Below are 13,380 nucleotides of genomic sequence, written 5' to 3'. Positions count from 1 at the left end.
TCGACTCGCTCGACCGGCCTGGGACCCTCGGTCCCCTACTCCTCCGGACCGCCCGGATTGCAGCGGCTCGAGATCATCTCCTCGGGCGACACCACGGGACGGTTCGGTTCGATGTTCCAGGTCGGCTTGTCCGGCTGGACGATGCGGGCGAACGTCCAGTGACAGTCGAACTGCGCCTTCATCCCCGGGGTGTCCGCGCCCGGATCGAGTCGAAGGACCTCGCGCCACGCCTCGTCGCCCGCCGTCGGCGACTGCACCCTCCGGCCGTTGGGAGTGGGGGCGATCTGCAGGCTCGGTCCCACTTCGGTCTGCACCCAATCGGCCGACGCGATGTACGGCGGCGGAAGCACCGGCGTCGGGGCGCTGCTCGTGACCGAGGACGAGGCCGTGACCCGAGTCGGGATCGAGTCCGAAGGCGACACCGCCGACTCGTTCCCGCCGGAACATCCCGCGAGCGCGATCGCGGCGGTGCACGTCACCGCCGCGATCATCGCGGGACGTCTCACGAAGGCTCCCCCAGATGAATTCGGTCCCACGCCTCGCGGCGGTCCCGGTCGGGATCGATCTCCACGCGCGTCGGATCGTCCAGCACCATCACCCTGCGATCCTCGCGCGTATAGCGCGGCCAGTCCGGTGCGGGCACGCCGGTGCGCGCGAACCAACTCCACATCGACTGCATCGTCGCGGTGATCCGCTTCGTCGACCCCCAACTGCCCGCGGCGGCGAGACCGACGCCGATCGGATCCCGGTACGTGCCGAACACCGCCAGCAGTTCGGTCGCGTGGGTCGCACCGATTCCGGTGGCCTTCAGCAGCAGCGGCGCGTAGTCGAAGCGGTACACGTACGTGGGCGCGTGGTCACTGTGATACCCGGCGAACCGGATCGTCGGGGTCCAGAACGTCGCATCGGCAGCGATCATCACATCGCGGCGCTTGACCGGATAGAGGTTCTGCAGCAGATCGGCGTCGCCGGTGTCGCCGAGCCCCACGAGTGCCTGGTCGCTGTCGGGAAGGATGTTCCAGAACCGGGCGAACAGTTCGCCCTCGTCTTTGTTGTTGCCGATGATGGTCGGGACCGAGATGGTGTTGCCGTCGCGCGCCGCGTCGAGCGGATGCTGCGGGAGATAGTCGCCGTCGACCACCGGGGCGAAGGGAATCGGGTCGGTGAGCCGGGCTCCGCGGGTGAAGCCGATCAGCTTGTTGCCCGCGCGCAGCAGTTCGGTCGCGGTGGCTCCCCCGAGTACGCGTGCCACCAGCGCCGGATCGTGAGGCGGCTCGTCGCGCTCGGGCCCCTTGCGCCGGGTGGGATCGATCAGTATCCGGACGAACTCGTCGGCGAACAGGCGCGCATTGTCCTTGCTGACGATCAGGTCCGGGGCAGGGCTCTGCGAGATGGCTCCGGAGAACAGTCCCTTCGCGGACGGCGTGGACAGCAGCGTGAGCACCGCCGACCCGCCCGCGCTCTCACCGAACACCGTCACCCGCGACGGATCCCCGCCGAACGCGGAGATGTTGCGCTGCACCCACTCCAGACCGGCGACCATGTCGCGCAGCCCCACGTTGGCGTCAAACGGCCGCTCGTCGGTCGAGTACTCGCTGAAGTCGAGGAATCCGAGCGGACCGTAGCGGTAGTTCACCGTCACCACGATCACGTCGCGCGCCCGAGCGAGGTACGCGCCGTCGTAGATCGGCGTCGACGTGCCGCCGAGGATGTAGGCACCGCCGTAGTTGAACACCATCACAGGGCGCGGCGTAGCCGAGACGGTCGACGGCGCGAAGACGTTCAGGGTCAGACAATCCTCACTGCGCGGCTGGAACTTACCGGCCCCGCGCGCCGTGAAGAGCTTGTCCTGGATCGGTGCGGCCCCGTAGTCGTAGCACTCGAGTACCCCCGGCCAGGGTGTCACCGGGCGCGGTGCCCGCCACCGGTGCTGCCGCACGGGCGGCTCCGCGAAGGGGATGCCCCGCCATGAGATGGTGCCGCGACGCGCTCCGCGACCGCGCTTGCCGTCGACCGCACCGTCGAGGGTCTGAACCACAGTGTCCATTACTGCCATGGCGTCGACCCTAACCCGAGCGTCGTCATTACCATTGACACCGTGGGCCTCTCTTCTCGCGTCATCGATCTGAACGCCGACCTCGGCGAGGGGGTCGGCGACGACTCGGCGATGATCACCCTGGTGACGAGCGCGAACGTCGCGTGCGGCTTCCATGCAGGCACTCCGCGCGAACTGTTGGCCACCTGCCGCGAGGCGGCCGCCGCCGGCGTGCGGATCGGCGCGCAGGTCTCCTACCCGGACCTGTCCGGGTTCGGCCGCCGTTTCATGGATCTCGCCCCCGACGACCTGTTCGCCGACATCGTCTATCAGATCGGCGCTCTGCGGGCGCTCACCGAATCCGTCGGCGCCACCGTGGAATACTTGAAGCCGCACGGCGCGCTCTACAACGCGGTGGTGCATCACACGACGCAGGCCGGCGTCGTCGTCGAGGCGGCGGCCGCGTCCGGCCTCCCCCTCATGTGCCTGCCCGGATCGGAGGTGGAACGGATCGCCGGCTCAGCGGACGTGCCGGTCATCCGCGAGGCCTTCGCCGATCGCGGCTACACCCCCGAGGGCACGCTGGTGCCCCGGTCCGAGCCCGGTGCCCTGCTCACCGATCCGGCCGAGGTGGCCGCGCGAGTGCTCGAGCTGGCGGAGACCGGACGGATCACGGCGATCGACGGCACGGTGGTGGAAGTGATCGCCGACTCGGTGTGCCTGCACGGCGACACCCCCGGCGCGGTGGAGCACGCCCGTCGCGTCCGCGCCGCGCTCGCACGCGCCGGCGTCGACGTGCGCGCTCGGTGAGAACCCCCGTACCCGCCGACAGCGCCCGCGGGGTGGCCGCGGGATTCGGCGCCTACGCGCTGTGGGGCCTGTTCCCGATCCTGTTCGACGCGATGCTCCCGGCCGGTCCGTGGGAGATCCTCGCCAACCGCATCCTGTGGACGCTCGTGCTGTGCGCCGCGATTCTCGCCGTGCTGCGCGACTGGTCGTGGATCGCGCCGCTGCGCCGACGACCCCGGCTGATCGCCGGCGTCACCGCCGCCGCCCTGCTCATCGCCACCAACTGGGTCGTGTACGTCGCAGCTGTCACCTCCGGCCACACCAGCGACGCCGCCCTCGGCTACTTCCTGAATCCGATCGCCACCGTGGCCCTGGGCGTAGTGCTGCTGCGGGAACGCCTGCGGCCACTGCAATGGGCGGCGGTGGCGGTCGGCGTGATCGCGGGCGGCTATCTCACCTTCGCCGCGGGCGTGTTTCCGACCACGGCGCTGGCCCTGGCAGCGTCGTTCGCCCTGTACGGGCTGGTCAAGAAGAAGGTCGGCGACACCCTGCCCGCGCTTCACGGACTCACCTTGGAGACGGCGATACTGGCGCCGGCCGCGGCGGTCATCCTGGTGGTCGTCGCATTCACTCCGGCCGGTCTCACGTTCGGTGACGGCGTCGGGCACACCGGCCTGCTGGTGTTCTCCGGCGTCGCGACCGCGGCGCCGCTGCTGCTGTTCGCCGCTGCCGCCCGTCGCATCCCGCTGGTGACCGTCGGGCTGTTCCAGTTCGTCACACCGATCATGCAGCTGCTGTGCGCGGTGCTGATCCTCGACGAACACCTGCCGCCCGAACGCTGGATCGGATTCGCGATCGTGTGGGTGGCGCTGGCGCTGCTGGCGACCGACAGTGTCCTCAGAGCTTGGTGGAACCGGCCTTCTTCGCCTCGCGCGTGATCGAGGACCAGGCCTCGCTTCCCCAGGTCCGCGCCGCGGCGGCCCATTCGCGTCCCCTCCGCACCATCGGGCCGGCCTCGGCGGGGATCTCGCCGGCCGGGATCCGATCGCGACCGGGGTGCATCTCCACGGTGAGGAAGGCCGCCGCCACCGCGAGCACGGTGGCGATCAGCGCGAGCCCGCCGAGCACGCCGCTGTCGGACATCTCGACGGCCAGGTACCGCGTGGCCAGAAGCAGCCCGGAGAAGGCCGCAGTGCCGAAGACGACCACCGCGAGCCGGTGACGCGACCAGCCCAGTTCGGGGCGGGTGAGCGCCGCCTCGAGCGTGAGGGTGAAGATCGCTCCGGCGAGGACGTCGATCGCGTAGTGGAAGCCGAAGCCGAGGGTCGCGCCGGTGGTGCAGATCAACCAGAACGTGCCGAACACCTTCGACAGCACCGGACCCCGCCATCCGTGCAGGAAGATGCACATCGCCCATGCGGTGTGCAGGCTCGGCATGCAGTTCCGTGCCACGCTCTGGTTGTAGTAGTGCGCCGCGGGATCGCCGATCACCGGCAACTGCTGCGGCCACACGTCCTGCCAGTCCGCGCCCAGCAGCTCATGACCGAAGGCGTAGGTGGGGCCGACGACGGGGAACAGGAAGTAGATCACCGGACCGATCAGCCCGATCAGCAGGAAGGTCCGCACGATGTGATGCCGCGGGAAGCCGTCGCGGGCGCTGTTGCGGAGTTGGAAGAAGGCGATCACCGCCGCGGCCACCGGCAGGTACACGTAGACCTTGCTGAGGACCTCGGTGAGCCACGGGGTACCGGAGACCACCGAGCCGATCGCCCACGACGGGCTGCCGAGGGCCCGGTCGGCGAGTTCGACGTATTCGTCGAGCACGTTCGGGTTGGCCCGGCTCGACAGCACCAGCCACACGTCGCCGACGCGACCCATCACGATCAACAGCAGCCCGAGGCCCACCGCCTTGAGAGTTCCGGCCCGCTCGCGCCCGTGCAGTCGCCATCCCGCGAAGGCGGCCGTGCCGATCAACGCGAACAGGATGCCGTTCCCGACGGTCGGGGCGTTGCCGACGATCAGACGCTGCGTGTTCCAGGCGAGTTCGAGTGCGACGGCCGCGCCCACCACGGGCAGTCGCATCCGCGACGGCATGCACACGAGCGCGAGCAGCATGCCCGCGATCTTGATCTCACCGATCTGCGGCCGTCCCACCAGATCGGTGGCGAGGAGATCCAGCGGTCCGCGCAGGTGGTTCACCCGAGCGACGACCTCGATCAGGATGACGAACCCGACCAGGATTCCGACGATGAGCGCCCAGACACGGCCCGAGAACTCGAGACGGCGCCCCGAACGCAGCTGCGCCCACATCGACCGCAAGGAATCCTCAGCAAACATTCCTTACACGTTAGTAAACGAATACTTAACAGTAGGAATCAGAGTGACGCAATCGTCATTCAACCGAACGAACGACGTGACCCGCAGCACTCAGCCGACGCGGCGTTGCCTGGCGAACTCCGCCAGGACCACACCTGCCGCGACCGAGGCGTTGAGGCTCTCCACCTCGCCCGCGATCGGAATCGACAGGATCGAGTCGCAGTTCTCGCGAACCAGACGCGACAGCCCCTTGCCCTCCGACCCGACGACGATCACCGTGGGGCCCGTGCCGTCGTAGTCGTCGAGCGAGACATCGCCGCCCGCGTCGAGTCCGACGATCTGGGCGCCCTTCTTGGCCCAGTCGAGCAGGGTGCGGTTCAGATTCGGCGTGGCCGCCACCGGCATCCGGGCCGCAGCACCCGCGCTGGTGCGCCACGCGACGGCGGTCATCCCCGCGCTGCGCCGCTGCGGGATCACCACACCGTGTCCGCCGAACGCGGCCACACTGCGGATCACCGCACCGAGGTTGCGCGGGTCGGTGATGTTGTCGAGCGCCACCAGCAACGGCGCCTGCGGCGCGGCGAGGGCATCCGCCATGAGATCGTCCGGGTGCGCGTACTGGTACTCCGGCACCTGCAGTGCGAGCCCCTGATGCAGCCCGTTCGGCGACATCCGGTCCAGTTCCGGCTTCGCGACCTCGAGGATCGAGATCCCGCGGTCTCCCGCGGTGTGCACCGCCTCCTTGACGCGCTCGTCGGCGTCCACTGTCGTCATCACATACAGCGCGGTGGCGGGCACCCCGGCACGCAGACATTCGACGACCGGGTTGCGGCCCACGACGTACTCGGGACCGCCGTCCTCGGACTTGCGGTGATTGCGACGCCCCGCGGCCTTGGCCGCGGCCTTCGCCTTCTTGTGAGCGGGGTGGTAGGTGCGGTCGACGGCCTTCGGAGTGGCTCCGCGGCCTTCGAGACCGCGCCGGCGCTGCCCGCCGGATCCGACGACCTGGCCCTTCTTGCTTCCGGCCTTCCTGGTCGCCCCGCGACGCTGTGAGTTTCCGGCCATCAGTGTTCCTTCGATTTGAGCGCCCACTGGGCGCCGTCGGGGGTGTCGGTCACTTCGACGCCGGCTGCGGCGAGCCGGTCGCGGACCTCGTCCGCGGTGGTCCAGTCCTTAGCGGCGCGGGCCTGCGCCCGCCGCTCCAATTCTGCCTTGACGAGCACGTCGAGCGCAGCGTGAGCGTCGTCATCGACGCCCTCGGCGGCCCAGTGCGGGTCGAGCGGATCGGTCCCGAGGACCGCGGTCATGGCCCTCACCTGCGCCGCGATCTGCCTCGCGCGGCCACCGTCGCCCGACTCCAGGGCGGTGTTGCCCTCGCGGACGGCGTTGTGCACGGCCGCGAGCGCGGCCGGAACTCCGAGGTCGTCGTCGAGGGCGGCGGCGAAGTCGTCGTTCACCTCGCCGACCTCGACGTCGCCGACGCGTTCGGCGACGCGATGCACGAACGACTCGATACGCCGATAGCCGGCCGCGGCCTCGGCCAGCGCGCCGTCGGAGTACTCGAGCATGGACCGGTAGTGCGCGCTCCCGAGGTAGTAGCGCAGTTCCACGGCCCGGGCCCGCTCCAGCATCGCCGGGATGGCGACCACGTTGCCGAGCGATTTGCTCATCTTCTCGCCGCTCATCGTGACCCAGCCGTTGTGCAGCCAGTACCGAGCGAAGCCGTCGCCGGCACCGTGGCTCTGAGCGATCTCGTTCTCGTGATGCGGAAAGATCAAATCCATTCCGCCGCAATGAATGTCGAACTCGGCACCGAGCAGCGAGGTCGCCATCGCCGAGCACTCGAGGTGCCAGCCGGGACGCCCGTCGCCCCACGGCGTCGGCCACGACGGCTCCCCGGGCTTGGTGGCCTTCCACAGCGTGAAGTCACGGGGATCGCGCTTGCCGGTGCCCGCGCTCTCACCCTGGTGTACGTCCTCGAGCCGGTGGCCGGAGAGGCTTCCGTAGTCGGGCAGACTGCGCACGTCGAAGTAGACGTTGCCGTCGGCGGCGTACGCGTGACCGCGCTCGATGAGACGCTCCATGTACTGCACCATCTGGGTGATGAAGCCCGTGGCACGCGGCTCCGCCGAGGGCGGCAGCACACCGAGGGCGTCGTAGGCCCGGGTGAACTCCCTCTCGTGCGTGGCCGCCCATTCCCACCACGGACGGCCCGCTTCGGCGGCCTTGTTCAAGATCTTGTCGTCGATGTCGGTGACGTTGCGGACGAAGAGCACGTCCAACCCGCGGTAGGCGAGCCACCGCCGCAGCACGTCGAACGCGATGCCGCTCCGGACGTGACCGATGTGGGGAACGCCCTGAACCGTCGCACCGCACAGGTACACCGATGCCGTTCCGGGACGAAGGGGAACGAAGTCGCGAACCTCGCGGGCAGCCGAGTCGTAGAGGCGTAGAGTCACGGCCTGCGATTCTACTTGAGGGCCAGCAGTGCGGTGGCCACCGCCGCGATGCCCTCGCCGCGTCCCGTCAGACCCAGTCCGTCGCTGGTGGTGCCGGAGACCGAGACCGGTGCCCCCAGCAGATCGGACAGCACCCGCTGGGCCTCCGCACGACGCGGCCCGACCTTCGGCCGCTCCCCGATGATCTGCACCGAGGCGTTCACCGGAGCGAAGCCCGCCTCGTCGAGAAGGCCGCGGACGTGGCCGAGCATCGCCGCGCCGGTGACCCCGGACCACTCCGGTCGCCCCACGCCGAAGACCGCGCCGACATCGCCCAGCCCGGCGGCCGAGAGCAGTGCGTCGCAGAGTGCGTGAACGCCGACGTCGCCGTCGGAGTGCCCCGAGCAGCCGTCGGCGTCGTCGAAGAGCAGCCCCAGCATCCAGCAGGGTCGGCCGGCCTCGATCGGGTGGACGTCGGTCCCGACGCCGACGCGCATGTCCATCGCAGACACTCAGTGCTCCTGTGCGGTGATGAGCCTGGCCAGTGCCAGGTCGAACTGGGTGGTCACCTTGAACGCCATCGCGTCACCCTGGATCACTCGAACCGGGATGCCCAGGGCTTCGACCAGTCCGGCGTCGTCGGTGGCGTCTGCCTGTGCGTCGTGCGCCCGGCGCAGTACCTGTGCGGTGAAACCCTGCGGGGTCTGCACGGCACGCAACTCCGACCGGTCGGGAGTTTCCCGCACCAAGCCGTCGGCGTCGACCCGTTTGAGGGTGTCGGCGACCGCGATTCCCGGGACCACCGCGTCGGCGCCGCCCCGGAGCGCGGTGACCACCGAGGCGAAGAGTGCCGGCGGGGTTAGAGCCCGGGCCGCATCGTGCACCAGGATCAGTTCCGCGTCGGGCACGGCCGCCAGACCGGCCCGGACCGAATCGCTCCGCTCGGCTCCGCCCGGCACCACGACGGCGTCCGGGACGAGCGCCGCGGCGCGGTCGAGCAGTTCCGGAGGTGCGGCCACGACGATGACGTCGACGACGCCGGACCTGCGTGCCGCCGAGGCGCTCAGCTCGAGCAGCGTGACGCCGTCGAGCTCGACGAACGCCTTCGGCACGGTCTCACCGAGACGCGTACCTCTTCCCGCTGCCGGGATCAGTGCGGCTACCGGGCCACTGCCTGCTGTCAGGACGCCGCAGCCAGGATCTCGTCGAGCATGCTGTCGGCCTTGGCGTCGTTGGTGTGCTGTGCGAGCGAGAGCTCGTCGACCAGCACGCGCCGGGCCCGGGTCAGCATGCGCTTCTCGCCTGCCGACAGACCGCGGTCCTGCTCGCGGCGCCACAGATCGCGGACGATCTCGGCCACCTTGATGATGTCGCCGGAGATCAGCTTCTCCTGATTGGCTTTGAATCGGCGGGCCCAGTTGGTGGGCTCCTCCGTGTGCGGTGCGCGCAGCACCTGAAAGACCTGATCCAGACCCTCCTGGCCGACCACGTCGCGCACACCGACGTAATCGAGCTTGCTGGACGGGATCTGAACTGTCATGTCACCGTCGGCAACCTTCAGGACCAGGTACTCGATCTCTTCACCCTTGATGGTCCGAATGACGATGTCTTCGACTCGAGCAGCACCGTGATGGGGGTATACAACGGTGTCGCCAACTTTGAAATTCAATGTCCACTGCCCCTTTCGAATGTAACCAGTCTAACACGCGAGGGCCGACAGCCTTCTCCAACGGTGCAGGTCAACCGAGGTGCAAGCAGGTGAACGACGGTATTTGCGCCCCGCCTGCCACCTTCGGGAAGCACAGTTGCACGCCTGAACCGAACGGCCCGGCGCTAATATCATCGGGACAATCTGGCGACCCGGGCGAACTTTTCCCGGCCTCGCCAACTACGCTGCGTAGTGAGAGTTCGCATCACCGGCGGACAACGCGACGACCACCCCGGAGGAAATGGTGTCAGTGCTCAATCGGTCCACCCGCCGTCTGGCCTCGGCCGCCGCAGTCGGCGCGCTCGGCATCGCGATCGCCCTCGGCACCACGGCCTGCGGTGCGGGAAAGATCTCGCAGACCGCGAATCAGGAGCCGGCCGTCAACGGCGCGAGCGGATCCATCACTCTGACCCCGTCCGAGTACGACGGCCAGGAGATGTCGAACGGATCGATCGCGATCCGCAATGCGCATGTGCTGTACCCGGTCTCGAAGGCCGACCAGATCTTCGGCGACGGCGGACCGTTCGCCCTCGCGTTCAACATCGCCAACGACAGCCCCACTCGCGTGGTCAAGCTGCAGAGCGTCTCGGCGAAGACCGGCAACATCAAGCTGACGCCTCCGACCTCGACCACCGGCGGCGACCCCGCCTCCATCGCCCCCGGAAAGGCCCTGCTGGCCGGACAGCCGTCCGGCTCGGATCCGGATCTGGCCGCCGGAGCGGACAGCCGGTGGACGGTGGAGCTCACCAACGCCGGCGACACCGTCGCCGCCGGTCTGACCGTCCCGATCACCTTCAACTTCGCCGTCTACGACCTGGGCGGCAAGCAGGTCGAGACCGTGTCGACCACCGTCGACACCCCGGTCGACGGCGGCACGCTCAACGAGCGCCAGGACGTCGTCCGCGACGTGCAGGGCGAGAGCGAGCACTGAGCCGCACCGAACTCCTCACAGCGGCGCCCCGGTCACTCGACCCGGGGCGCCGCTCTTGTCGTACCGGTCGCCTACAGTGTCTGCGTGGCCGGACGGACCGGGTGACGAGCGCGTCGGCGGACAGGGGAAGACATGGCTAAGACCCGATCGGTGTTCCGCTGCTCCGCATGCGGTCACCAGGTGGCGAAGTGGTTCGGCAGATGCCCCGAGTGCGGCGAATGGGGAACCATCGCCGAATCGGCGCCGGCGGCCGCCGCCGCACGCACCGGCACCGCGTCGGTGGCACCGTCCAGTCCGGCCGTCCGCATCACCGAGGTGGTCTCCGGAGCGGTGGGCTCATGCCCCACCGGCATCGCCGAGTTCGACCGCGTGCTCGGCCGCGGAGTGGTCCCCGGTTCGGTGATCCTGCTCGCGGGCGAGCCCGGGGTCGGCAAATCGACACTCCTGCTCGAAACCGTGAAACACTGGGCGGCGCAAGGCAAGACGGCACTGTACGTCACCGGGGAGGAGTCGGCCGGCCAGGTCCGGCTTCGCGCCGAACGCACCGACGCGGTGCACGAGAACATCTACCTGGCGTCGGAGACCGACCTCGCGACGGTGCTCGGACACGTCGAGGCGGTGGCGCCCACCCTGCTGATCGTCGACTCCGTGCAGACGATGGTCGCGACGGGCACCGACGGCGTCACCGGCGGTGTCACGCAGATCCGGGCGGTCACCACCGCACTGGTCTCGCTCGCCAAGACGAGCGGAATCGCCGTGATCCTGGTCGGTCACGTCACCAAGGACGGCACCGTGGCCGGTCCCCGCTCACTGGAGCATCTGGTGGACGTGGTGCTGGCCTTCGAAGGCGACCGCCACTCGTCGCTGAGGATGATCCGGGGCATCAAGAACCGATTCGGCCCCTCCGACGAAGTCGGCTGCTTCGAGCAGCGGTCCGACGGCATCCATCAGGTCAGCGACCCGTCGGGCATCTTCGTACACCACCACGAGTCCGATGTCGCGGGCAGCGCCGCCCTGGTCGCGATGGACGGCCGCCGCGCCCTCGTCGGCCAGATCCAGGCGCTGCTCAACGACACCCAGATGACCTCGCCCAGGCGCGCGGTCTCCGGTCTGGACTCGGCGCGTGTGGCGATGATGCTCGCCGTCGCCGAGAAGCACGCGGGCATCAAGGCCAGCACCAAGGAGGTCTACGCCTCCACCGTCGGCGGGATGAAAGTCACCGAGCCGGCCGCCGACCTGGCGATCTTCCTGGCGCTCTACTCGTCGCACCACAACGTCGCGGTACCGTCGTCGACCGTCGCGATCGGCGAGGTCGGCCTCGCCGGCGAGGTCCGACGTGTGTCGTCGGTGGGCCGCCGAGTCGCCGAGGCCAAACGGCTCGGGTTCGGGCACGCGATCATTCCCGCCGGAACGCAGGATGAGGATCTGCCGCGCGGAATCCGCATCAGCCGGGTCAACAACCTCCTGGAGGCACAGTCGGCGGCGACGGCGCGATCGGACTACGCTCAGGCCCCGTTCTGATGCCCTGAGGGATGCACCGCGCGATCGCGGTATCCGGCGAAGTGCTTCTCGAGATCGATGGCGATGAACAGCCCGTGCGCCGCGGCGACGGGCTCCTGGGGATCGCCGAGATGGGCGACGGCGCGCGTGTAGACCTTGCGGCGCACGCCTCCGAGGATCTCACCGGTGAACTGCACGGTGGAGCCCAGCGGAATCGGCTTGGCGTAGTCGATCTCCAGGTGCCCGGTCACCACCGGCATGCGGAGCAGTAGCGGCGAGGTTCCCATCACCTCGTCGAAGGCTGTGGAGAGGAGTCCGCCGTGGATCACGCCGGGACCGCCCTGCATCCAGTCCTCCACCTTCATCGATGCGGACACCGTGAGCCCCTCGCCCGCGATCACGTCGATCCGCAGGCCCACCGGCGCGTCGGCGCCGCATCCGAAACACATGCTGTGATGCAGGTTGATTCGACGGCCGGGCGACGTCGCCTTCGGGTCGCGGGACAGTGGCTCGATGTCTGCGGGCAGCACGAATGAGGTCTTCACGTACCGCTACCCTAGTTCAGGTGACCGACACCGTTATCCCCGAGTCCAGCCGCGCCGAGCAGATCCGTTCCGCGCTCCGCCGCGTGGCTCCGGGGACCGGGCTTCGCGACGGACTCGAACGCATCCTCCGCGGCGGCACCGGCGCGCTGATCGTCCTCGGATACGACGACGACACCGAGCGGCTCTGCGACGGCGGTTTCCACCTCGACATCGAGTTCGCCCCCACCCGTCTGCGCGAACTGTCGAAGATGGACGGCGCCGTGGTGCTCTCCGACGACGGCAAACGGATCGTGCGCGCCAACGTCCAGCTGATGCCAGATCCCACCATCCCCACTGAAGAGTCGGGCACACGGCACCGCGCCGCCGAGCGGACCGCCATCCAGACCGGGGTCCCGGTGATCTCGGTGAGTGCGTCGATGTCGATCGTGAGCGTGTACGTGGGCGGACAGCGTCGCGTCGTCGAGAACCCGGACGCCATCCTCTCGCGCGCCAACGTCGCGCTCACCACGCTCGAACGATACAAGTCTCGCCTCGACGAGGTCAGCAGCCAGCTCTCGCGCGCGGAGATCGAGGACTACGTGCTGCTGCGCGATGCGATGAGTGCCGCCCAGCGGATGGAGATGGTCCGACGCGTCTCGGTCGAGATCGACGAGTACGTCCTCGAACTCGGAGTCAACGGCAGGCAGGTATCGCTGCAGTTGGAGGAGTTGATCAACGACAACGACACGATGCGCGAACTGCTGGTGCGCGACTACCACGCGAGCCCGGAGCCGGCCAGCACCGAACAGGTGCGCCAGATACTCGAAGCGGTGGAGTCGCTCTCGGACGCCGATCTGCTCGATCTGACGATGGTGGCCGGGGCCTTCGGCTACCCGACCTCGCTCGAGGCCCAGGACACCGCGATGAGCCCCCGCGGCTACCGTCTACTGGCCCGCATCTCCCGCCTGCAGTTCGGCCACATCGACCGGCTCGTCCGTCATTTCGGCACCCTGCAGTCGCTGCTCGCGAGCAGCGCCGCCGATCTTCAGTCGGTCGAGGGCATCGGGAGCATCTGGGCCCGGCACATCCGGGAGGGACTCTCGCGGCTCGCCGAGAGCAGCCTCGAACGGTTCGACTGA

General features: G+C 69.0%; 14 protein-coding genes. 5 read left to right on the top strand and 9 right to left on the bottom strand.

Features of this window, described 5'->3' with window-relative positions:
- Positions 1–35: 35 nt before the first annotated feature.
- Positions 36–491 carry a DUF2599 domain-containing protein gene (locus ACZ5QD_RS17570; RefSeq protein WP_006894278.1) on the bottom strand — a complete coding sequence of 152 codons (456 nt, stop codon included), beginning with the start codon at positions 489–491 and terminating at the stop codon, positions 36–38.
- A gap of 11 nt (positions 492–502) precedes the next feature.
- Positions 503–2,056, bottom strand: coding sequence for a carboxylesterase/lipase family protein (locus ACZ5QD_RS17565; protein ID WP_006894277.1), 1,554 nt, complete (start codon positions 2,054–2,056; stop codon positions 503–505).
- Positions 2,057–2,098: 42 nt separating this feature from the next.
- On the opposite strand from ACZ5QD_RS17565, the gene ACZ5QD_RS17560 reads away from it, so the two are divergent.
- Complete coding sequence (locus ACZ5QD_RS17560) at positions 2,099–2,845, top strand: 5-oxoprolinase subunit PxpA (protein WP_006894276.1); 747 nt, start codon at positions 2,099–2,101, stop codon at positions 2,843–2,845.
- A complete protein-coding gene (rarD, locus tag ACZ5QD_RS17555) occupies positions 2,842–3,762 on the top strand; it encodes an EamA family transporter RarD (RefSeq protein ID WP_464366981.1) in 921 nt (306 codons plus the stop codon). The genes ACZ5QD_RS17560 and rarD overlap by 4 nt, the downstream gene beginning before the upstream one ends.
- Here rarD and ACZ5QD_RS17550 read toward each other — a convergent pair.
- The 6 genes from ACZ5QD_RS17550 to ACZ5QD_RS17525 form a co-directional block, all read right to left on the bottom strand.
- A complete protein-coding gene (locus tag ACZ5QD_RS17550; protein ID WP_233500115.1) occupies positions 3,722–5,161 on the bottom strand; it encodes a phosphatase PAP2 family protein in 1,440 nt (479 codons plus the stop codon). The two genes, rarD and ACZ5QD_RS17550, sit on opposite strands and share 41 nt — an antisense overlap.
- Before the next feature lie 90 nt (positions 5,162–5,251).
- Positions 5,252–6,205, bottom strand: a complete 954-nt coding sequence (rlmB, locus tag ACZ5QD_RS17545; RefSeq protein ID WP_006894272.1) for a 23S rRNA (guanosine(2251)-2'-O)-methyltransferase RlmB — start codon at positions 6,203–6,205, stop codon at positions 5,252–5,254.
- Positions 6,205–7,599 (bottom strand): cysteine--tRNA ligase, encoded by a 1,395-nt coding sequence (cysS, locus tag ACZ5QD_RS17540; protein WP_464366980.1) that lies wholly within the window; start codon positions 7,597–7,599, stop codon positions 6,205–6,207. The genes rlmB and cysS overlap by 1 nt, the downstream gene beginning before the upstream one ends.
- A gap of 11 nt (positions 7,600–7,610) precedes the next feature.
- Positions 7,611–8,075: a 2-C-methyl-D-erythritol 2,4-cyclodiphosphate synthase gene (gene ispF, locus ACZ5QD_RS17535; RefSeq protein ID WP_062366353.1), complete on the bottom strand. Its 465-nt coding sequence runs from the start codon at positions 8,073–8,075 to the stop codon at positions 7,611–7,613.
- 15 nt (positions 8,076–8,090) lie between these two features.
- Complete coding sequence (ispD, locus tag ACZ5QD_RS17530) at positions 8,091–8,762, bottom strand: 2-C-methyl-D-erythritol 4-phosphate cytidylyltransferase (RefSeq protein WP_464367285.1); 672 nt, start codon at positions 8,760–8,762, stop codon at positions 8,091–8,093.
- Complete coding sequence (locus ACZ5QD_RS17525; RefSeq protein ID WP_006894267.1) at positions 8,759–9,247, bottom strand: CarD family transcriptional regulator; 489 nt, start codon at positions 9,245–9,247, stop codon at positions 8,759–8,761. Before ACZ5QD_RS17525 ends, ispD begins: the two co-directional genes overlap by 4 nt.
- A gap of 280 nt (positions 9,248–9,527) precedes the next feature.
- On the opposite strand from ACZ5QD_RS17525, the gene ACZ5QD_RS17520 reads away from it, so the two are divergent.
- Together ACZ5QD_RS17520 and radA are read left to right on the top strand one after the other, a co-directional pair.
- Positions 9,528–10,217, top strand: a complete 690-nt coding sequence (locus tag ACZ5QD_RS17520; RefSeq protein ID WP_062366282.1) for a copper chaperone PCu(A)C domain-containing protein — start codon at positions 9,528–9,530, stop codon at positions 10,215–10,217.
- 132 nt (positions 10,218–10,349) lie between these two features.
- Positions 10,350–11,738 (top strand): DNA repair protein RadA, encoded by a 1,389-nt coding sequence (radA, locus tag ACZ5QD_RS17515; RefSeq protein WP_464366979.1) that lies wholly within the window; start codon positions 10,350–10,352, stop codon positions 11,736–11,738.
- Here radA and ACZ5QD_RS17510 read toward each other — a convergent pair.
- Complete coding sequence (locus tag ACZ5QD_RS17510; protein WP_006894262.1) at positions 11,723–12,262, bottom strand: PaaI family thioesterase; 540 nt, start codon at positions 12,260–12,262, stop codon at positions 11,723–11,725. The two genes, radA and ACZ5QD_RS17510, sit on opposite strands and share 16 nt — an antisense overlap.
- Before the next feature lie 20 nt (positions 12,263–12,282).
- Here ACZ5QD_RS17510 and disA point away from each other — a divergent pair, with 20 nt between their 5' ends.
- Entirely contained in the window at positions 12,283–13,380 is a 1,098-nt protein-coding gene (gene disA / locus ACZ5QD_RS17505; protein ID WP_006894261.1) for a DNA integrity scanning diadenylate cyclase DisA, read from the top strand.

It is taken from the genome of Gordonia sp. J1A, from assembly GCF_055393515.1.
Note: the sequence above shows the minus strand (reverse complement) of the source record. Positions and strands in the feature narration are given on the sequence as shown.

Excerpts from the sequence above, each read along its gene's own strand:
- rlmB (WP_006894272.1), bottom strand. The coding sequence starts at position 6,205 with ATGGCCGGAAACTCACAGCGTCGCGGGGCGACCAGGAAGGCCGGAAGC.
- ACZ5QD_RS17550 (WP_233500115.1), bottom strand. The coding sequence starts at position 5,161 with ATGTTTGCTGAGGATTCCTTGCGGTCGATGTGGGCGCAGCTGCGTTCG.
- ACZ5QD_RS17565 (WP_006894277.1), bottom strand. The coding sequence starts at position 2,056 with ATGGCAGTAATGGACACTGTGGTTCAGACCCTCGACGGTGCGGTCGAC.
- ispF (WP_062366353.1), bottom strand. The coding sequence starts at position 8,075 with ATGCGCGTCGGCGTCGGGACCGACGTCCACCCGATCGAGGCCGGCCGA.
- ACZ5QD_RS17520 (WP_062366282.1), top strand. The coding sequence starts at position 9,528 with ATGGTGTCAGTGCTCAATCGGTCCACCCGCCGTCTGGCCTCGGCCGCC.
- radA (WP_464366979.1), top strand. The coding sequence starts at position 10,350 with ATGGCTAAGACCCGATCGGTGTTCCGCTGCTCCGCATGCGGTCACCAG.
- ACZ5QD_RS17570 (WP_006894278.1), bottom strand. The coding sequence starts at position 491 with ATGATCGCGGCGGTGACGTGCACCGCCGCGATCGCGCTCGCGGGATGT.